The sequence below is a fragment of the Richelia intracellularis HH01 genome (genome assembly GCF_000350105.1).
In the GTDB taxonomy this organism is placed as follows: Bacteria; Cyanobacteriota; Cyanobacteriia; order Cyanobacteriales; family Nostocaceae; genus Richelia; species Richelia intracellularis.
Genome location: NZ_CAIY01000027.1, coordinates 259,878 through 280,591, shown reverse-complemented (window position 1 = coordinate 280,591; position 20,714 = coordinate 259,878). Strand labels below are relative to the sequence as shown.

Genomic DNA, 20,714 nt, shown 5'->3' with positions numbered 1-20,714 from the left:
ATAGTCTGTGCAAACGGGCCTAGGGATTTTGATTATCTGAAGCAATTTCCTCTCTGATTCTATTTTGAGTGCGCTTATAAAGATTGAGCCAGAATGCTACTGGCTCCCTTTGTGGAATTCGTGCAAGCACAAAGTAATTCCAAAGTTAATTTAATTAAGGTTTTTGGTACCCAAGACTAATTTGACCAGGCTGGAGATAAATATCTGGATTTCGATCCAATCTAGTGTCATCGGTTTGCATGTGAATATGAAGCTCACCAGTCTGAGTTACACCAACTACAGTCCCAAAAGAATTATTGATATATATACAGCTACCAATATTAGTTAGTAACTTGAGGTAACTTGACAACAATACATTTACTCCTTCTTGGAAGAGACACTGTATTCCTAATTCTATTCCAAGCAAAACTTGAGAAGTCAAAATTTCTAGATTGGGAATTATTTTTTGCACTTTATTAGATTGCCACATTTCCAAATTAATACCTGTTTCAGGTACTGGGTTTTTCCAGTTAAAACCAATGCCAATCAATGCTTGGGTAATTTTTCCTTTGTTTACTTTGGTTTCTGTAAGAATACCACCCAGTTTACGGTCTTCAAGAATTAAATCATTAGGCCACTTTATAGATATGTCTATACCAAGGTTTTGCAATTGGTTAACAATTCCCCAAGCGGTAGCAAATGTTAGTTGATAACTTCTGTTGGCAGATAAGTTATGGGTAGGAACTGTTACAGAAAGATATAATCCTCCTAGGGGTGATAACCATTGACGTCCCCATTGTCCCTTACCTGAAGTTTGCTGAGTTGCGATAACTACACATCCAGGTTCTGCACCCTGATCGACTAAATTCCAAAGAATATCGTTTGTAGAAGAGACTATGTCAAAAATATGTAGAGAAAATGGTAAATAAACAGACTTGCGCTTTACTGCTAGAGCTTTTTCTAACTGTTGTTTGTCCAATAACACTAGGGTTACCCTAAATTTATCTAGAAGGGGTAAAGATAGGAAAAATACGTTAACCTTTAAACCTTACTCCTCTTATTCTATTTGTTAAAGTTAGCATTGATTGGCGACTGTTTTTGTTGGTTGATATTAGTTTGGAATATGTACAGTTGGAACTGGCAAAGTTGGCAAGGACTACCCTATTTGACTTGTAGTTTATTAGAGGATTGGCCCCATGGATTTTTTACTCAAAAATTTTGGTCTCATCCCCCAGAAACCGAGTTAACCAGAGTATTGCATGAAGATGCTTCTGGGTATCGCTTAGAGCAAGTACATGGGAATGTGGTAATAACTCCTGGAGAAATCAATAGCCGGTTGCAAAGATATGCTCAAAATAAGAGTGAAGTATCTAGTTGGGCATTGGCTGATGGGTTGATAAGTGAGAAGCCTTTGCAAGCTGTATGGGTTGCTAGCGCTGATTGTACCCCCATACTCATTGCAGATAGCCAAACAGGTAATGTGGCAGCAATACATGCAGGTTGGCGGGGAACGGCAGCCAAAATTATTCCCCAAGCAATTCATCGATTATTGGCAAATGGGAGTAAATTAACTAACCTTCGCATTGTCATGGGACCTGCAATCACAGGGGTAGTTTACCAGGTTTCAAAACAAACAGCGGTAGAAGTTGGAGCTAGTATTTTCAATTATGAAGAGGAAGAGGCAATTATTAATACATTGCAAGTCCTAAATAACCCCCCAGTGATACCAGATGAAAAGCCAGGTCATGTTCGTTTAGATATTCGAAGGATAAATTATTTACAAATGGAACTAATGGGTATTCGTGGAGAACAAATAGCAGTTGCTCCGTATTGTACCTATCAAACTCCTGAGTACTTTTTTTCCTACCGTCGGGATAATCTAAAAAAATTTCAGTGGTCTGGGATTGTTAGTATAACTACATAATAATTAAAGCAAGTGTTATTTTCATTTCCCTATTATAAATACAAAATTACAGCTGCTTAAATAGCAGAATTAGCAAATCCTTAATATTTAAAAATATCCCAGCATAAACTACTGAATGGTAAATGGTATTCTTATTATTTTTGATGTTTGTGCTGAGAATTTTATTTTTAGAGTCCAATTTTACAATTATGGGTGTATGAATTACAAGTTATTCCAAAATATGTTTTGGACAAAAATATGGGGTTAACAAAATATAAATTGCACAGCTCATATCATTCATTAATAGCTTTAATACTTTTTGTGGAAAGCTGCAGTGTCAGTATCAATCCTACTAATTACCATATTTGTGGTTAAGAGGGTGTTAGTTTTTATTAGGATAACTTAAGAAAATTTGTAGAAAAGATTTACATGGTTATGAAGGCATCGTATAAAACACGCATACCTGATAATATGGAGTACGGGTTATGTTGTAAAATAAAAAAGTGTAGAAAATGAAGAATGACTGTTAGTATCTCCTAATATAGCTTCTAACTTAATTTTATAAAACTAATAATTATCATTTTTGTGCTGAGTCAGAATTAATATCATGCTTAAACTTGGGATATTTAATTATGTTTATTAGTTTTAGCACCCATACATGTAAATTTAAATGGGGATAATAAACGGATTTAAGTGCTCACTTCAAAAAATAGATAGCACTTCACACTTTGAATAAACAGGAAGTATTAGGCTAATACTTCCTGTTTATATCCTTTAACCTTGATTAAACTATTAGTAATTACCTATTTTTATTTAAAACTCACATTTAATAAATAGCAATTGCATGAAAATTCCTTGGATGCACTAGAATGACATAACATGCAAAAACCATATATCTAACATTAGACTAATGAGCTTAATTGTTTTAGTTGCAGCTTTGATGGTTGCTTGGTTAGTATTTACAACATTGCTTAAGGTTGTCAAAACTGTGGTTAGTACAATGATAGCAGTTTTGATCATTGTATTGATACTAATGGTTTTTGGTGTGACTCCAGAAGATTTAGTTGAGGAACTATCTAACCTGCCCCAAACTACCAATAATATTATTAATCAATTTCGTAGCGCAATTAGGCTATGGCTCTAAGATAGAAATAGTAACTACACTACTAAAAGTACCACCAGGTTTTTAAGAGAAACTATTATTGGGCATGAAGTATTTGACTTGAAATTTGTAGATTTTTATTAATGTCTATGAATAATAAGTATATTGTCTTTCTTGCCAATATTATTTTTAAATTATGGTGAAAAATAATTGCTGATTCTCTCGAAGCAAATAATTTTGTATTATATTTCAACTCAAATTTTATCTACTTTTAGAGTTACAAGAACTTATTTTTGATATGAAATATAGCTGAGTCTATTAAGAAATATTATAGATGATGATAAATTCCAAAATATATATATTAAGCATACTTTGGATAATAAGCCAATATCACTAGAATTTATGTTAAGTATAGTATAGGATAATATTTAGGCATTTTGATGGAATTGTAAAAATTATGATTAATAAATTTGAATATTTAATTAAACCCTCTAAAAATTGAAAAAACAATAATCTATAATATTTATAGGAAAATGTGTAAGCTTACATTGAGCTTAAGTAAGATGAAATTAATATAAACCTGTGAATAATACTAAGTATATCTTATATAGTATTCATTCTAATTCAAATTAACTTTGGATTCTTGGAACTATAAAAATAGTAAGATAATATTGTTATTCCCTATAAACTATTTGTTTACAGTAATGAAGAATGAAAGAGAACTTATTAATAAATTCTATTTAATGTATAGTTATAGTAGTTCCTATCCTATATACTAATTATAAAAATTAAATGATGTTGTTATAATTAGCAATCTGATGAGCCACATTTCCCAGATGTTATTATATAGTGTGCAAAGTAAAGTCCCACAACCAAGAATGTGTGGGAGAATTGAAATAAAACAAAGGGAAAAAACCTACATTTGATCTAATTCTTTACGTAGAGTGTCTAACTCGGTATCCACAGGTTCTTGATTTTCGGGAATAGGTTGGTTTTTAATAGATTGCTGGGGTAGTTGGGGTTGACTGTTTTTTTCTCTGCTAGTTAAAGACATTTGTGCCTTTAAAGCTTCTAATTCATAATCAACATCACTACTTTCTAATTGAGCAAATTGATTTTCTAAATCACTGCCGGCTAACTCAGCGACAGATTGGGCACGAGCTTCCTGTATCATCACTTTTTCTTCCATGCGCTCAAAAGCTGCCATAGCACTGCTGGTATTCATTCCTTTAACCATACTACCTAATTGCTCTTGGGCTTTAGCAGCAGTAATCCGGGCCTTGAGCATTTCCTTCTTGGTTTTCGCCTCGGAAAGTTTGCTTTCTAGTTGAATTAAGTTTCGTTTAAGACTATCTACCTGAGCAATTTGTTGATCTAAACTTGTCTTGAGACTTGTTGATGTTTCACTGAAGGTTTTCTTGCGCTCTAGGGCTTGTCTGGCAAGGTTTTCATCACCTTTTTGCAATGCTAGTTGCGCATTTCGCTGCCACTTATTGATCTCACTGGCAGCATCATTATATTGTTTTTCGGTACGTTTCTGAGCAGCAATTGCTAGAGCCACACCCTGCCGCAATTGTACTATATCTTCCTGCATTTCCAATATAGACTGTTCCAGTATTTTCTCTGGATCTTCAGCTTTATTTACCAAATCATTTAAATTAGCACTGACCAGTCGTCTCACGCGATCAAACAATCCCATAATTTTGTTTTTCCTGTAATAGATTTACATGCCTTGTAGGCAATTAGCTTTTTTACAAAATTTTATGGCTACTTATTTCAATGTAATCCTTTCAGATTGAGATTGATGACTAACCACAAGTATTTCTCTTATTTTTTTAAGATATGCTACCAATTCAGCAATTGCCCAGTCCCATTTATAAAATGGGACTGGGTTAAAGAGGAGAAGGTAAATTCCATTTATACTAGTACATACAAATAATTTCCTGGCCGTATTAATTATCGTTCTTTGGTAATTGTTTTGATTCTGGATATCCTATATATTTTGGCTGCATTTTTATATTTGTGAGTTCTCCGTTAATATTACTGCTATCTTCTAAAGTATCAATTGTGGTACTACTTACAGGCATTACTTCTTGTTGCGATTCCAAATGCAAAATTTTGTCTTCCATCCGTTCGAAAGCACTCAGGCTACCTATTTCTCTGACTCCATTGAGTATCTCCTGGAGTTTTGCAGAAGTCTCAGCAGAACGGATACGGGCAATAAACATATCTTTTCTGGTTTTCATGTCGGAGATTTTCAACTCCAAGGCTCGCATATTATTTCTCAGCATTGCTACCACCTCATTTTGCTCATCTACCTGTTTTAACAAAGTGGTTGTGGCTTCCTGATATTCTTTACGCTTGGTGAGTGCTTCCCTAGCTAAGTTTTCACTACCCTGATTTACAGCTAGTTTGGCTCGGCGATACCACTCTTCAGAATGAGACTGAGCTTGATTTGCATGGCGTTCTGTTCGTCTTCGATTTGCGATTGCAGCTGCAATCGCCTGCCGTAATTGCATCAAATACTCCTGCATTTCCATCATATTTTGCTCAAGAATTTTCTCCGGATCTTCAGCATTTGAAACTAAACTGTTAAAGTTTGCACGAATTACCCGCAGGATACGGTCGATTAGACTCATGTCAAACCCTCCATTAATATTCTTCAATCATCTATTCGATTATGGATTTTAAATGTGAAGGGTGGAGGTTAAATTACTTATATTTGTTTTTTCACTTTTTCCCCATCCCTACTCAAATCTTAATGCTCTTATTATCACCTAAATTGCCCTATTCTAAAGCTTAAGGCTGCTTAATTGTGGCATTAATAAGACCTTGAGCTTTTAATTGTTTTAGTAGTTTCTCTGCTCTAGCTTTAGTCTTAACAGCACCTAAATAAATAATTTTCTTATTATTTGATAGGTAAGCATCTCCAACAATTGTCTTCGCTTTGGTTAGGATATTATTACTCTGGTTCTCAGTCACAATGTGGTAAAAACCATCAGATGAAGGTTTAATAGCTAATGATAAATGGGAGGCTGCAGGAAAAGTTTTTGGAGTAGAAGTAACTTTAGATTTGGGGGTTGATTTTTCAAATGTCTGTATGGGAACGACAACAGTGTTATTCTCAGTTTTAGGGTTTAATCCCACTACATTTCTAGGCTTATCAACCTCTGGTACATCTTGTACTGCTAAATTCGGGTATTGACGTATTGGATAACTAGGAGTTTGTTTTTGGTTTGTAATATTTGAATTACTTACTCTTGTGTCTGTAATTTCAGGCAGTTGATTCTGAAGTAACCTAATGAAGTTAATTTGGGGCCAGATTCTCCGGTTGATTACCAAATAGACAATGGCCACGGCAGATAGTAGCAACAACATGCAACCAATACCCAAATTGGATATTAGCATTAGTATGCTAATATCATTTTTATTTTTGCTCTGGGTTGTTGTTTGTTTTTGCTCTTCCATCAAACTATGCAAAGGTGCCCCAGAATATTCTAAACAATCTTCTGGTTCTATAAAGTATTTTCTGGCGTCTGCAGCACTGATATTAACATCACCTTTCGCATCTGCAGGAGCAATATTACCAGATGAATATGCATTGGGAGTTTTTGCTGTTTTAGTCGACTGGTTTTGTTTACAGACTTCCCTTATTTCCTTTGTTTTTGCTATGCTTGCAGATGTATCAGTTTTACTTTCTGTTATGGCTAATGAATTACTGGGATCTACTATGGGACTAAATGATTTTAATCCCAATGATTGCTTGCTGGTAGAGTTAACTATACGAGGAGGGTTTGGTGTTCTAGAACCAATTCTAGTACGTCTATAACGGGCTAATTCTCCATCTAGTTGCACTTCTAGGCTTGCCAATGCCTGGGCAAGAATTGGATTCAATATAATTGCGGTGCTTTTAGGAGATGAATTATTGGGATTTGATCTGGGGTGTTCGCTCATTGCCTACCTAACTTTCGGCTTAACTTCTGGGTAAACAAAATGTACAATAGGGTCAAAAAAATTTAAATTCTAAGATTTAAATTTTTTACTTCATATAACTTAATTCTTTCGTGATGTAAGTGAGTCTAACATTCTTTTCTCCATTTCTCAGGTTGCTAGTCAACTTTTACTGAGATTTATCGGAAAAATCAAAGTTTTACCTATTTATAGAGTATGTATCAAAGGCAATTGAGTTATTTCCAGTAGAGTTTACTAATTGTTGAATATTTTTTCTTCTCCATTTCCAATGAAACAATATTGATGTCAATAACTAATAACTTCATTGCTTAATTAAGGTAATTACACAAATATAATGTCTTGGCAATCGGTTAATGATATTTTAGGATGTTTGCAAATCCAGACGAAACTGGCAGAAGAGCCTTTACAAATCCTGCTAGTTGCATGGGAGAAAATCGTAGGGGAAGTTGTTGCAGCACATACTCAGCCAACGTCAATAAAAAGGGGAGTATTGCGGGTTGCTACCTATAGTGCCGTTTGGTCTCAAAACCTCACTTTCGAACGCAAAAGGTTATTAGTGAAAATCAATTCTATTTTACCTTCTCCTTTGCAAGATATTCATTTTTCCACCGGCTCTTGGCAGCACAATCAAAATCAAGCTAACCAGACCCGTGATTATAGCAACAACAACCTACCCCAGGAACATCCTAGTTATATTGAGACCATTAATATTTCTGATTGCAATCATCAAGAAAAAACAAGTATCAATGAAGCTTTTACCAATTGGAAAAAATTAACTGATAAACGTTCACAATTTATACCTTTGTGCCCCAAGTGTCAATGCCCTACCCCCCCAGGGGAAATAAGGCGTTGGCAAGTCTGTTCTCTTTGTGCAGCTAAAGAATTTCGATGACATGATTGTTAATTCAAACTGTTTATTCCGCAGATTTTTAAGAAGGGAAATTCGGTAGCTCTACCGATGCAAAAGATTTCCTCCCTTTAGGAGGACGTTGGGGGTAAACTACTGGTGATGGGGAAACCTTTTCTTCATCATAATTATTCCAAGAATTATCAGAGTTGCTATTCCCCAATACATCTGAAGGAGAGACTAGTGGCACATCTGACCAATAATCTTCAGTAATTGGCAATTCCGAAGGCTCAACAATTGTTGTAACGGAATAATTATCTGCGTTTTCAATAGCAGGTAAAATTGATTTCCTCATTTCCCTAGCTTCTACTATTGACTGGGCATCACTTCTTTCCTCATATTCAGGACTTAAATGGATATTATAAGTTGATGAAGAATTAGATTCTAATGAAGTAATTGCTTCAATTTCTGATGCAGAAAGGTTAGACGGATTTTGATGCTCTAATAAAGTTTGGATTGCAAAGTCTAATTTCTCACCCCATGCTTGGTTCCCTATAATGTTATTTTCTGAAACAATATTAGATTTACTATCCTCTGCAGGACACTCTTCAAATACTGAAGATGATAATGTGGTCTCACAGTAAGAGTGTAAGGATTGTACTGGAGTAGTTTCAACTCTCCCTTCATCCGATGATAAATATAATTCTTCCCAAGTATGCTCTAAATCATCAGCAACAGATTCAGTATTGGCAGACCATGGTTGAATCGGTTGGGTATGGAATAATAATGTCTTAGCTAATTGAGAAATATTAGTATTATGTTCAAAGACTTCACTATTTATATCCTCTAGGAAATCCGTGGTAGGTACAGATACATCTAAGCATTTTTCTAATGCTGCCTTGAATTGAAGTGTTTGACGTTGTTGCCGCATTAACCTGGCACGCAATTCCCGGCAGTTATTTTCTGATTGCAGTAGTTGGTGAGATTGCTCATCATAGTTTGCCTGCATCGTGGTACATTCCCTTTCCAATTGAGCCAGACGTTGTTGGCTCAGCTCTAAATGCATCTTATAATTCCTCGCTAAATCTTCTTGACGTTTTGCATTTTGTACTGCTTCTACCGCCATGTCTAAATCGGTACATAGAGTTTTTATTTGATTTTGTGCTACACTCAATTCTTGGGTTTGTTGAACAAATAGTGACTCTGTGATACAGGAACGTTTCTTTTGCAATTGTAAAGATTCTTCAGTGTTAGCTAGAGCCTGTTTAAGCTCTTTCAATTGTTGATATAAGTCATTATCCTCTCCACACAATTTTGTGTTCAATTCCAGAGATTTTTGGGATTCACCATCAGATAAGCCTTGCTTTTCTCTATCTGTTTCTACAAACCAGCAAGTTTTAGATATACCCTTATTTGCCGAGATGTCTATAGTTAATGGTTCATTATCATCATTCATTCCCAATGCCGGCGGTTGTTGGGAATTTACCATTGGCTGCTGGAACTTCACATAATAGAAGGGACACACCTGCTTGGATAATGGTGAATTTAGAGCATTTAACGACTCATTCACAGCTTTGTGATTTGGGTTTTCTGCTTCACTCATTATTTCGTCACCCACTAGCTAATAATTGAACGGCAGCAACTTCTGTTAAACCACTCATATATGTTGTCTTCTCAAATTCCACCTGACAAAACAATATTTGTTTTGTCGAACAAAAGTCATCAATCATTAATGAATGTTACGTACAACTAGACTTACATGAAATCCAAGGTTCATGCCCCCACTGGTTCCTTAAAGCAGAACCAGGAAGATACTCAGGAGTAAGTATTTTCATTTAACCCAATTGAATTATTCCTTGAAGAATTGTCTGTAAGAATTAAAAAAACTTGTTGTTATGGCAGGCCATATTATGAAATATGTGTTGCCTAGCAATCCCATCATAACCTTAGTCAAAATATATTTTGACTAAGGTTATGGGAAATATGGAAGAATCACATCAGTAATTGTACTTTATTTCTAAATAAAAAAACACATTTATTACACAAATAATATCAGATATCTATCATACGGATAGTTATCTGATTTAAATTTCAAGATGTGAAAATGAAGTAATTGCAATCTCCATAATCAGAGTATTTTTGTTGGTTAGTAATATTGCCAGACTTGTATTTAACTATAGTTACAAACTATTGATAATTTCGAATATACTCCTCAACAACTCAAGGTATTCTTGGAAACTAAGGCTATAGTTAAACATAATTTTATAGCATCAATCATTCTGAATGCAGACTCATGAAAATGGTGAGTATCCTGTCTCTCAATTTTCATCATAAGCCACTTACAATGAGTTTATCTGTATGTCGTAATTTAGACTTTCAGCAAAATACTTATATATCAATAGAGTTATTATAAAAAGAAAAGAATAAATATTTAATTTTACCCCTCCTGCAAAATATTATATTTTGTTTTTATTATCACTATAGTTTTATATATTTAGTAGTTATTGCAAGTATTAATGTTGAGGAGGAACATTACTAATAAGGAGTTACATACTGTGGAAAATATTACAAGTTTTGAAAAATATCTGCTAGTCTATCTAGACAGTAAAGCATTAGGAATGTTAGTAATAGAGTAATTGGAGTAGATAATTACTTGTCATGGAAAAATAAGTATTATATGAACAATTAGATTATATAATAATAAGATCATAATAAGAAAATACTAAAATACAAATCAGGGAAGTAAATAAGACATTCAGAAAAAACCTGAATCTGTTTGTATGCAGCAGATGTATTTGAGGTGTGAAAACCAGAATCAGAGACGATAATTAAACTAAAAGACATATATGATATGGATGAGTAATTTCGTATATCTGTCCTATGAACAACACCAGGAAATACACCATAAGTTATTATCTCTTTTATCTTTATTTTTTTACTTAAAAGATAATACTATCTAGGTAATTAAGTGAGTACATAAGGATAATCCCCGTGCTTCATATAATTCAGGCTGTTAATAAGCAACCAATAAAAGGAGAAAATTATTAGATAATGGTCTCGTATTTTTACAAATGGTATGCGCTTTATAAAGGCAAGTAACCTATAAAAGGGTGCATAGGGGTTATCTTAGAAAAATACCTTGGTTAAGGTGAGTATGTTGCACAAAGATAATGCAATATACCACTGCTGTAATGAATGTGATTGTTTAGGAGTAAAATATGCGGAACGCATTTAATAAAATGATGGGATATACCCGTTATGTAGTCTGCAGGTTATTTGTACATTTAACTGGCCCTGATATTGCTCCAATTTTGGGAGTGTTAAATGATGTGGCTCGTAAGGCAATCAATGCAGATGGTAATTTGGATATTTTGGGAGAAGAATTAGTAGAAGTGTGTCAGACACTACTACAATACGATGAAAACTGGCTATCTGCTGCCAATGAAGGAGATGTATTTTGGGACGAAGGAGATGCTGGAGATTATGTAAATGAAATATTTACTGATTCTGCTGAACGTTATCTGAGCAGTTCAAGCTATATTGAAGCAGATGATAAATATCCTTTATCCCTTCCGGTAACTCGTAATGTAGTAGTAATGATTACAGTAGCTTATAAAGGAGAAGTAGAAGATCTAGAAACAAGTATAGCCGATACTACAGCCCTTAAAAAGGGTCTTAAAGCCATTATTAATTTACATTATAATCATCTACTCCAGGCCATCCAAATTCACTTTTCCCCTGCTCAATTTGGGGATGATCTTACCAACGATCAGTTAATTCAGTATTATCCTGAATTGATACCCTTATAAAGTTATTCTCATCGATTAGGAGATAAGAGAATGAAGTCTGATGAGATTTTTTGAGAATCAATAAGGGGTTAAATTATAATTCTGTAACCAATGTATTACTTGTAATTATTTCATACTGTAATAACATAGAAATAATAGTTGAATAATTATCTGAATCCCTAACATAATTGTCAGAATACACATTCACCCTATTATAGGTTTGTAATTTAGTAATTGGGGCTATTCATAATTATACAAAGTCATTTCTAATCTTACATAAACTGTGAATTTTATGAAGTACAATTCATATCATACAAAATTCCTAACACTTGATTGAAGTTTTAGGTCAATTTTTTAAGTGCTAGAAAATTTAGGATCTTACTTAATTAACTAAGTTGTGAAACCTCTTGTAACAGAAAACTTGTAAGGAAAAGAATTTATTTTCTGTTCGCAGAAGGCTTTAGAATTTTTTAGCAGATATTCAAGAGATACTTCATTCAATTAGGCTATTATCTGTATAAGTTATTGCCTCGTAATTTTGAATAATATTTTGCAGTGTGGTAGCCCCTACTTGACTGTTGACATAGGGTCATTGTTAAGCTCAAAAAGAAAGGGGATTTATAGTAAAATGCTGATGAAGATATTAGAAAAGTTTACGGTTGTTTTTTTAACGCTGACTTTATGCCTGACTACAGTCAGTTGTAGTGGTGCTCAGGAGTCTAGTAATTTAACTAATGGAAGTGCCCAGGCAGAAAGAGTACCTCAAACTCAAATTAGGAGCGGTCAGTATCCAGTACAACAAGCCAGGTATAATGATGGCGATGGTAACTATACATTATTTTTGCTCAACAGCCCTACACCAATTTATACTTCCAGTAAGTTAAAAATGGCAAGACTAACAAATGAGCAGATAAAACAAGGTGAAAAAACCTATCTTAAGGTAGATGATGAGCAATCAGTGCTCTATCTCACAGAGGACTTTAAGTTGGATTATGTCCATAATGTTACTGAGAATAAAATTAATCCTAAAACTGGACAACAAGAAACTGTAGTTGTACGTCAGGAAAGTAACTTCTGGACACCCTTTGCTGGAGCTCTAGCAGGTCAAGCCTTAGGTGGTTTGTTGTTTAGACCACAATATTATGTACCACCCGTTTATCAGCCAGGTGCTAACCTCAGTGGCTACGGTGGTTATGGTAATAGCTATAATGCAGCAGTGGATAATTACCGCCAGCGCTATAATCAGCCTCCGGCAGAGGTTAAGAATCGTACCGTTTTCCGCAAGACAGGCTCTTTAAGAAGCTCTGACGCTTCTGCAGGTATACGCACACCCAAAAGACAGAAAACTGGTGATCGTAGTACTGGTTCTGGATTTGGTAGTAGTAATTTGAAAAGTTCTGGTAAGTCTAGCCCTATAATAAGACGTAATTCTAATAGTGGTTTTGGCAGTAACCGCCGCTCTATAAATCGCACTCCCACTAGGAGTTTTGGCGGTAGACGTAGGAGGATGCGTTGAGATAATAACGGAATAAGAAAAAGTTCAGTGTCGATAGTACTCTATTTCTCTTAACTTAAGAATAATGTCCAAACATATAAACCTCTACTTTCCAAATTTATAAGTTTTAGTAGTCAATGCTAAAAATATCAAGGGAGTTAAGGTCTTAAGTTTAGGGGCAATTGGGGGGAAAGTCCCCCAACTACTTCATTTTTATCATTAAAACACAATGCCCAGGATAACTGTTATAGTGTTTTTGTAGGAATATTTATAATACAGCAGATTCTGTTTATCACAGCTTTCCCATGACTTTGCTCACTACTAAAAGTTCTTTCATTAAACCATCGAAGGCCTCTGGTGTTAAAGATTGAGAGCCATCAGACAAAGCTTTTGGAGGGTTTGGATGTACTTCAATCATTAAAGAATCACAACCAGCAGCAATTGCAGCTTTTGCCATAGATGGCACATAGGATGACCAACCTGTACCATGGCTGGGATCGATCATAATTGGCAAGTGCGTTAAATTCCGTAATACTGGAATTGCCGATAAGTCAAGTGTATTACGAGTATATTGGCGATCAAAAGTGCGGATTCCCCGTTCACATAAAATTACATTGGAGTTTCCTGAAGCTAAAATATACTCTGCAGCCATCAGCCAATCTTCTATTGTTGCAGCCATACCTCTCTTGAGCAAGACGGGCTTTTCTTGTGCTCCCAACTTTTTCAATAAGGAAAAATTCTGCATATTCCTTGATCCTACCTGGATCACATCCGTAACCTCAGCTACAATATCTAAATCAGCAGAATCCATTACTTCTGTAATAATACCTAAACCACTAGCCTTACTAGCTGCTGCCAATAATTCCAAGGCACTCTCACCGTGTCCTTGGAAGGCATAAGGAGAAGTACGAGGTTTATATGCACCACCACGCAAAAATCTTGCCCCTGAGGCCTTAACACATTTTGCTGTCTCAAGAATCATCTCCTCATTCTCTACAGAACAAGGACCAGCAACTACAACCAAGGGTTTGTGTTCTCCAAACACTACGTCCCCTTCTGGAGTATTTACTACTATTTCAGAAGCTTCCCCATGACGATATTGCCGACTAGCCCGCTTATAGGGTTCTTCCACTCTTAATACCTGTTCAATCCAAGGGCTACATTCCTGAACTTGTAATGGATCTAAATCAGTAGTTTCACCAACTAGACCGATAACCACTTTATGCTTACCAATAATCCTCTCCAGACTCAGGCCCCAAGTACAGAGTTCATCAGTAACTCTGTCAATTTCTGCTTCTGGGGAGCCGATTTTCATTACTACAATCATGCCAAATTCCCTGACTGTGTTCAATTTACCTATCAAATAACTTAGCTAATGATAATTAAGTACACCATTCTTACTGGTATGAAAAATTTCCATAAAAATTTATTTTCCTAGTGGCTTTGGCTAAAAACCTAAATCTTGTCTTTAACATCGACCCGTTAGGCACACGGGCCGTATGATAAAAGCAACATTTGTATGTAATTATACTTAGCAGTGTTGGGTCTGACTTGAATAAAATTTAATATTAACAGCTGACTCTGGACAATTATTATCTAGAATCAGAGAAAACACTATTTCCAAGGACGATCAAACGTTGATTATATTTTTACCCAACAGAGAAAGTTCATATTTAAATATTAAACACAAACACTATTGATTATGCTTTTTCTGCTTGTTCTCACGCCATATATCTGTCACTCGTCCCCAATTGGTACTGAACTCTTGCAAACCTATAATTCCCCCAGTTCTATTTTCTTCCCAGGAAGCAGATATTGCACCATAGGTAATACCGACAAATCCTAATCCAAAGAAACCTAGGCTTAATAGCAATACTATTACAGGAGACAATACAACCTTCGTGTAAGTCAATATCAAATAGCTAATAATAAGAGTCGAAATGCTTAGTAAGGTTGGTATACCACAAAATGCAGCAACTCTTCTTATCATCCTTTGACTAACTGCCCTAGGTATTGCTAGTTGCTCTTTTATATAGCCGGCATTTTCAGAATATCCTGTTCGCTTAGCAGGGTTACTCTGAAAATTCTTTGCCGTTTTAGTATTAGCCTCATTAGAATTTTCACGCTTTTTGCTTGATGCAAAGGCAAGCTGATTTCTTTCTGTTTCTATAGACACAGGATAAAACCTACCCACGAATACCTAAACGTCGGATTAAGGCTTTATAGTGTTCAGGATTATGTTGATTTATATAACCCAAAAGGCGTTTGCGCTGGCCAATAAGTTTTAATAAACCGCGACGGGAAGAATAGTCTTTTGTATTAGCTTGCAAGTGACTACTGAGGCGTTGAATCCGCTCTGTTAGCATTGCAACTTGTACATCAGATGAGCCAGTATCAGTATCATGAACTTGATACTGGGAAATAATTTCTTGTTTTTGCTGTTGCGTCAGAGCCATAATTCCATCACCATAATTCCATCATGAATATTTAAATTTATGTAGCAATTTCCAAATGCTATCACAATACTTGAATATTTGGTCCTTGGTCTGGTTTATGGAGTTTAAATATTTATTTATGATTCCAAAACCCAAAAATATGAAATGCTTCCTCTATAGCTGTATGTTTCAACAAGTTAAATGACTTTATTGGTTTTTTGAAAACCGAGTAAAGTTTTTAAGACTTGGTGTTTGGAAATAATCATACTGTCATTCTGGGGATATTTGATTGGTATGCCAATCTTACTTCTGCAAACATGAAGCACAAGCTAGATGACTATCATAACAGCTAGTTTACTTACTATGATCCTTGTTCCTGAATTGTCAGTCGTCAACGCTACCAATCCAGTATTCTTCGAAACGCTACTGCTATGAACAGGGGAGCAGTTTCCATATGTTAATTTTAAGGTTAATATCACAACTAATGAACAAATATCCCATTTTCCCAGCAAGGTTTAGCGAAAATGGAGTACCTAGCATGGTGTCCATAATATAATTTTGACATTATCTCTAATCGTTAGAGAACAATAGAATGTACAAGTAGGCTTAATTCAGATTTTTACTTGAAAGTTAAAATCTCTTAAATTTCCTATGATACTATTTTTGATTTTCCTGTGAATTACTTAATAAATGCGTCATTTTAATTTAACTGCCTGGACATGAATAGGGCAAAGTTCGGTTGCACAAGGTTACTCAGAAAGTTTATATCATTCCCATATAATCATGGTATGTTATTTACTTAATATCATCTATAACAAGAGTTTATTATTGCAATATATTCATTTGTAACGCTAGCTAGTTGACTTTAAGTGGCTAGGCTGTGAGTATTTCTAATAAACACTTTTTTTGAGATACGTTGTGAAGTTTGCTCAAGATATCATCGAAGAATCAATTATTTGTTAATATCATCAATTATTCCCTGATTCTATTGTGTGAAGATGTAACGTTTAAGAATGAAAAAATCAAAAGATTTGTTCAGATGTTGAAACGAAGGAAATTACCAACAATATCTACAGGTAGAAGAGTTACATAAATACTATTGTGGAAACTGTTATTATGATATATCCATGATGTTTCTAATCATGTATGTTGCAGAACTAATCAGTTTATGATTGTTTCCCTTTATCTTACTCCATTTTTCTCGTGCCTCCTTTATTCCATTCTCCTGTACAATGTGACAGTTGTATTTACAATATAGAGAATTGTGATTGAGCGTTATACTTTGCCAGAAATGTCCAATCTTTGGAATGATAATTATAAATTTCAAACTTGGCTAAAAGTAGAAATTGCTGTATGTGAGGCACAGGCTGAACTGGGTTATATCCCAAAAGAGGCAGTTGCAGAGATCAAGACAAAGGCTAATTTTGACCCTAGACGGATATTAGAAATTGAGGCTGAAGTCAACCATGATGTAATTGCTTTCCTGACAAATATTAATGAATTTGTTGGTGATGCAGGACGTTATATACATATGGGTATGACTAGTTCGGACATGCTAGATACAGCTTTGGCATTGCAATTAGTAGCTAGTTTGAATTTGTTGTTACAAAGCCTGGGTAGGTTAATCGTAGCAATACGTAATAAAGCCAGGGAATATAAATATACAGTAATGATTGGCCGCTCCCATGGTATTCATGCAGAACCTATTTCTTTTGGTTTTAAATTAGCTGGTTGGCTAGCTGAGGTTTTACGCCATCAAGAACGTTTAAACCAATTACAGGAAAATATTGCTGTCGGAAAAATCTCTGGTGCTGTTGGTACTTATGCAAATATAGAACCTAGGGTAGAGATGCTTGCTTGCAAGAAGTTAGGATTAAAACCAGATAGTGCCTCGACTCAGGTAATTTCCCGCGATCGTCATGCTAATTACGTACAATTATTAGCACTGCTTGCTTCATCAATTGAGCGTTTTGCTGTGGAAATTCGCAACCTGCAAAAAACAGATGTTTTAGAAGTAGAGGAATACTTTTCTAAAGGTCAAAAAGGCTCTAGTGCTATGCCTCACAAGCGCAATCCAATTTGTTCAGAGCGTTTAACTGGAATAGCAAGAATTATTCGGGGTTATGCAGTGGCTGCTTTGGAAAACGTAGCATTATGGCATGAAAGAGATATTTCCCACAGTTCTGTAGAAAGGGTGATTCTACCAGACGCTTGTATTTTGACCTATTTTATGTTGGAGGAGACAACTAATTTAGTAACAAATCTCCTCATATATCCTGAGAATATGGCTCGGAATATGAATTGTTACGGGGGTGTGGTATTTAGCCAACGAGTATTATTAGCTTTGTTAAAAAAAGGAGTGAGTCGGGAAGAAGCCTATATACTGGTACAAGAAAATGCAAACAAAGCTTGGAACAAGCCAGATGGAAATTTCCGTAGTTTAATTAGTCAAGATGACCGTATTAATGGGAAGTTATCTGTTGAAGAAATTGCAACTTGCTTTGATCCTCAATATCATCTCCAACATTTAGATCAGGTATATCAACGCCTTGATATATAGAAACATATTATTTAGCCTCCCTATATAATTAGGCCTATGGTCTTTTCATCGATAATTGCTTTTGGACATGAAAATGCTGAATTTGCAATGTTGGCTATAGAGAGAAAGTAAAAGTGATAAATAACTAATAAGACTAGCAGTCATAGGCTTAGTCTACCAATTGTATTCTGGAATAATCAAATTGTATAACTAATATGTTCTAAGTGAATATTCATTTACATTAGTCAAATTTAAACCTATATGTTGACAACAAACTGCTAGTGAAATGCTGAAACATAAACTCATTAGCTATTGTATAGTTGGTAATAACTATTATATTGACTCAAATAGTTACAACTATTTCTATGGTAATATCATAGGAATATATAAGGTAATGATTTATACTCAATGCTATAGATAAATTGCTATCTGTGTAGGGATTTTTTCGAAAATTTGGTTATATTCCAGTGATTCTTAAGCAGTTTCAATATCATATATATTTTGGTATCTAGGTTTTAAGCTAAAATAACCTGTAGGTAAGTTCGAAAATTCAGTCTAAGCTATATAAATAGCATTTTGCTGACTTTTTGTTAACAAAGTTTTAAATAATAGCATTAGTCTAAAATTTGCAATAATAATTCAGTTGCCATACTATTAAAATCAAGTTTACAAAACGTATGTAAATCTTACCTGAAAGAAGATATTTATTGTTCGTCTCAAACTAAATATGGTCTTGCTATTTTGCTAAAAAATAATGAGCTTTTCCTTATAGAAATTTATTCTTTATGGAGTTTTCTGTAAGTCTGGTCTTTCTTCTGGAAGAATAGCATTTTCAATAGGGCATACTTGAAGACAAATACCACAATCAATGCAAGTGGCAAAGTCAATCCAATACCAATCAGTACCTTTGGCATTTTTACCTGGGCCTGGGTGAATGCAAGCTACTGGACAAGCATCTGCACAGTCTGCAATACCCTCACAGACTCCTGTTACAATTGTATGTGTCATGGATTTTCTTCTCTTATGTTTTTCTTTCTTTGGATTTGGTACTTTTGGTTTTGCTTATTTAAGCGAATTTGAACTTAAGACCGTCTTTTGTCTTCATTATTGTTATATGTCTACAATAGTGATAGATATCACTCATTAAGGTAAAACCTAAATCAAGTATTAAGTGCAAAAGATAAAACTATCATCTACTGGGTTTGTTAAGCAAATAATTAAACTTCTGCGATTTCTCTTGGTTGTGGACTAATTCAATTACTGGTAAAGAACCTGCTTTAATCCAGGCAATTTGAAGAATGCCTCGGTCAATAGCATATTGTTTGACTTCTGCGGCCGTTTTGCTAACCAAATCTACTTCGACTCTGACTAAATGTTGGGAATCCCTGAGTTTTTGGGCATGGGCAAAGGCTAAACCATAGTCGTCGGGGGTTTCTGGAACTACTAACCAGTTAGTAGTAGGAATTGCCTGTGGCAATTGCTGATTTTGTAAAAGTATTTGGTATAAACCTTCTATTGAAAAGGCAAAACCAATACCAGGTATACTTTCTCCCTGAGGATCATATAGCCCTAATAGTTGATCATATCGACCTCCTCTACCTAGAATAGTTACTCCTGTTTCTGCGTTGCTAACGACCTCAAATACAATTCCAGTATAATAATCAATCGTTTGAATGAGGCTTAAATCAAGGATTAAAGATAAGTCGACTTGGGATTCAATTAAATCCACTAACGTTTTTAGGTTATTTACTGCTTCTTTCTGGGGTTTTCCTAAATCAAATTTATAGATTTTTTTGAGAGTATCATGAGGCTTACCACGTAAATCTAATATGGTTTTAGCATGTGCCTTTAGCTCTTCACTCAATGACAATTTTTCAATAGCAACTCGATCAAGGTTAGCAATTGCTTGGCGTACTTGAGGACGTACCTGTTGAGGGAAAATTTTTAATAGTGAGCGAGTAATTCCTGCATCTCCGAGAATTAAATGCCATGACTTGATTGCTAAACCTTGTAAGCAATTAGCAACAATCATCAAGACTTCAGCATCAGCGATTAATCCACCACCACCGAGCAATTCCACTCCAGCTTGAAAAAATTCTTGAGGTTGATTATGTTGTATATTGGGCGGACGTTGAAAAACCCTATCATTGTAGTAAAGACGCTGAGGATAGGAATTACCAGCCATGCGAGTTACCACTGTGCGGGCAATGGAAGCTGTTAATTCTGGACGTAACCCTAATTCTTCATCATTGGCATTTTGCAGTTGAATGACTGTGGAGTCTTGAATTGCTCCCCCGGCCATCAATGTGTCCATACGCTCCAGGGTTGAGGTAATAATTCTGTGATATCCCCAACGGTGAAACACCTGCTGTAACTTATCTTCAATCCAGCGTTTTTGAGCCACACCCAAGGGCAGCAAGTCCCTGGCTCCTGCTGGGGGTTGATACACCATTATTTTTTCTTTCTACCAAACAAACCACAAAATAAATCACCACACTCAGACTTCTTTTCTGATCTAAACCCAACAAGACTGGTTTTAGATTTGTTAGCCATAAATTTCCCCAAAATCTTTGCAATATTTCAGAAGCATCATGAGCCGATTTTAACGTTAACATGAGAACACAGAAAAATTGCCTAGTAAATTAAGTCTTAAA

General features: G+C 35.1%; 17 protein-coding genes. 6 read left to right on the top strand and 11 right to left on the bottom strand.

Going from position 1 to position 20,714, the window contains the following annotated elements:
* Positions 1–154: 154 nt before the first annotated feature.
* Positions 155–964 carry a biotin--[acetyl-CoA-carboxylase] ligase gene (locus tag RINTHH_RS02710; protein WP_008232563.1) on the bottom strand — a complete coding sequence of 270 codons (810 nt, stop codon included), beginning with the start codon at positions 962–964 and terminating at the stop codon, positions 155–157.
* A 138-nt stretch (positions 965–1,102) separates the two neighbouring features.
* Between RINTHH_RS02710 and pgeF the strand changes: the two genes are divergently transcribed.
* Together pgeF and RINTHH_RS02700 are read left to right on the top strand one after the other, a co-directional pair.
* Positions 1,103–1,903: a peptidoglycan editing factor PgeF gene (gene pgeF / locus RINTHH_RS02705; RefSeq protein WP_008232562.1), complete on the top strand. Its 801-nt coding sequence runs from the start codon at positions 1,103–1,105 to the stop codon at positions 1,901–1,903.
* 889 nt (positions 1,904–2,792) lie between these two features.
* A complete protein-coding gene (locus RINTHH_RS02700) occupies positions 2,793–3,026 on the top strand; it encodes a hypothetical protein (protein WP_008224763.1) in 234 nt (77 codons plus the stop codon).
* An 874-nt stretch (positions 3,027–3,900) separates the two neighbouring features.
* On the opposite strand, the gene RINTHH_RS02695 is transcribed toward RINTHH_RS02700, so the two are convergent.
* The 3 genes from RINTHH_RS02695 to RINTHH_RS02685 form a co-directional block, all read right to left on the bottom strand.
* The gene (locus RINTHH_RS02695) at positions 3,901–4,683 is read right to left on the bottom strand and encodes a PspA/IM30 family protein (RefSeq protein ID WP_008232561.1); all 783 of its coding nucleotides are present in this window, start codon (positions 4,681–4,683) and stop codon (positions 3,901–3,903) included.
* Between the two features lie 253 nt (positions 4,684–4,936).
* Positions 4,937–5,623, bottom strand: a complete 687-nt coding sequence (locus tag RINTHH_RS02690; RefSeq protein ID WP_008232560.1) for a PspA/IM30 family protein — start codon at positions 5,621–5,623, stop codon at positions 4,937–4,939.
* A 160-nt stretch (positions 5,624–5,783) separates the two neighbouring features.
* Positions 5,784–6,938 (bottom strand): hypothetical protein, encoded by a 1,155-nt coding sequence (locus RINTHH_RS02685; RefSeq protein ID WP_044304436.1) that lies wholly within the window; start codon positions 6,936–6,938, stop codon positions 5,784–5,786.
* A 352-nt stretch (positions 6,939–7,290) separates the two neighbouring features.
* On the opposite strand from RINTHH_RS02685, the gene RINTHH_RS02680 reads away from it, so the two are divergent.
* Positions 7,291–7,848, top strand: a complete 558-nt coding sequence (locus RINTHH_RS02680) for a DUF721 domain-containing protein (protein WP_008232558.1) — start codon at positions 7,291–7,293, stop codon at positions 7,846–7,848.
* 37 nt (positions 7,849–7,885) lie between these two features.
* Here the strand turns inward: RINTHH_RS02680 and RINTHH_RS02675 are convergent, their stop codons facing one another.
* The gene (locus RINTHH_RS02675; protein ID WP_008232557.1) at positions 7,886–9,406 is read right to left on the bottom strand and encodes a hypothetical protein; all 1,521 of its coding nucleotides are present in this window, start codon (positions 9,404–9,406) and stop codon (positions 7,886–7,888) included.
* A gap of 1,615 nt (positions 9,407–11,021) precedes the next feature.
* Between RINTHH_RS02675 and RINTHH_RS02670 the strand changes: the two genes are divergently transcribed.
* Positions 11,022–11,612, top strand: coding sequence for a DUF1517 domain-containing protein (locus RINTHH_RS02670; protein WP_044304434.1), 591 nt, complete (start codon positions 11,022–11,024; stop codon positions 11,610–11,612).
* Positions 11,613–12,219: 607 nt separating this feature from the next.
* On the top strand, positions 12,220–13,107 hold the full coding sequence (locus RINTHH_RS02665; protein ID WP_008232554.1) for a hypothetical protein: 888 nt from the start codon (positions 12,220–12,222) through the stop codon (positions 13,105–13,107).
* A gap of 271 nt (positions 13,108–13,378) precedes the next feature.
* Here the strand turns inward: RINTHH_RS02665 and aroF are convergent, their stop codons facing one another.
* The 3 genes from aroF to rpsO all read right to left on the bottom strand — a co-directional run bounded on the left by aroF (position 13,379) and on the right by rpsO (position 15,542).
* Positions 13,379–14,413 carry a 3-deoxy-7-phosphoheptulonate synthase gene (gene aroF / locus RINTHH_RS02660; RefSeq protein ID WP_008232553.1) on the bottom strand — a complete coding sequence of 345 codons (1,035 nt, stop codon included), beginning with the start codon at positions 14,411–14,413 and terminating at the stop codon, positions 13,379–13,381.
* A gap of 366 nt (positions 14,414–14,779) precedes the next feature.
* Positions 14,780–15,262, bottom strand: coding sequence for a PAM68 family protein (locus RINTHH_RS02655; RefSeq protein WP_008232552.1), 483 nt, complete (start codon positions 15,260–15,262; stop codon positions 14,780–14,782).
* 10 nt (positions 15,263–15,272) lie between these two features.
* On the bottom strand, positions 15,273–15,542 hold the full coding sequence (rpsO, locus tag RINTHH_RS02650) for a 30S ribosomal protein S15 (protein ID WP_008224779.1): 270 nt from the start codon (positions 15,540–15,542) through the stop codon (positions 15,273–15,275).
* A gap of 1,243 nt (positions 15,543–16,785) precedes the next feature.
* Between rpsO and purB the strand changes: the two genes are divergently transcribed.
* The gene (gene purB / locus RINTHH_RS02645) at positions 16,786–18,081 is read left to right on the top strand and encodes an adenylosuccinate lyase (protein ID WP_044304431.1); all 1,296 of its coding nucleotides are present in this window, start codon (positions 16,786–16,788) and stop codon (positions 18,079–18,081) included.
* A gap of 762 nt (positions 18,082–18,843) precedes the next feature.
* Here the strand turns inward: purB and RINTHH_RS02640 are convergent.
* The 3 genes from RINTHH_RS02640 to RINTHH_RS10650 form a co-directional block, all read right to left on the bottom strand.
* A complete protein-coding gene (locus RINTHH_RS02640; protein ID WP_008232550.1) occupies positions 18,844–19,068 on the bottom strand; it encodes an indolepyruvate ferredoxin oxidoreductase subunit alpha in 225 nt (74 codons plus the stop codon).
* A 181-nt stretch (positions 19,069–19,249) separates the two neighbouring features.
* Entirely contained in the window at positions 19,250–20,512 is a 1,263-nt protein-coding gene (locus tag RINTHH_RS02635) for an ATP phosphoribosyltransferase regulatory subunit (RefSeq protein WP_044304429.1), read from the bottom strand.
* Entirely contained in the window at positions 20,442–20,675 is a 234-nt protein-coding gene (locus RINTHH_RS10650) for a hypothetical protein (RefSeq protein ID WP_155943888.1), read from the bottom strand. Before RINTHH_RS10650 ends, RINTHH_RS02635 begins: the two co-directional genes overlap by 71 nt.
* Positions 20,676–20,714 lie beyond the last annotated feature (39 nt).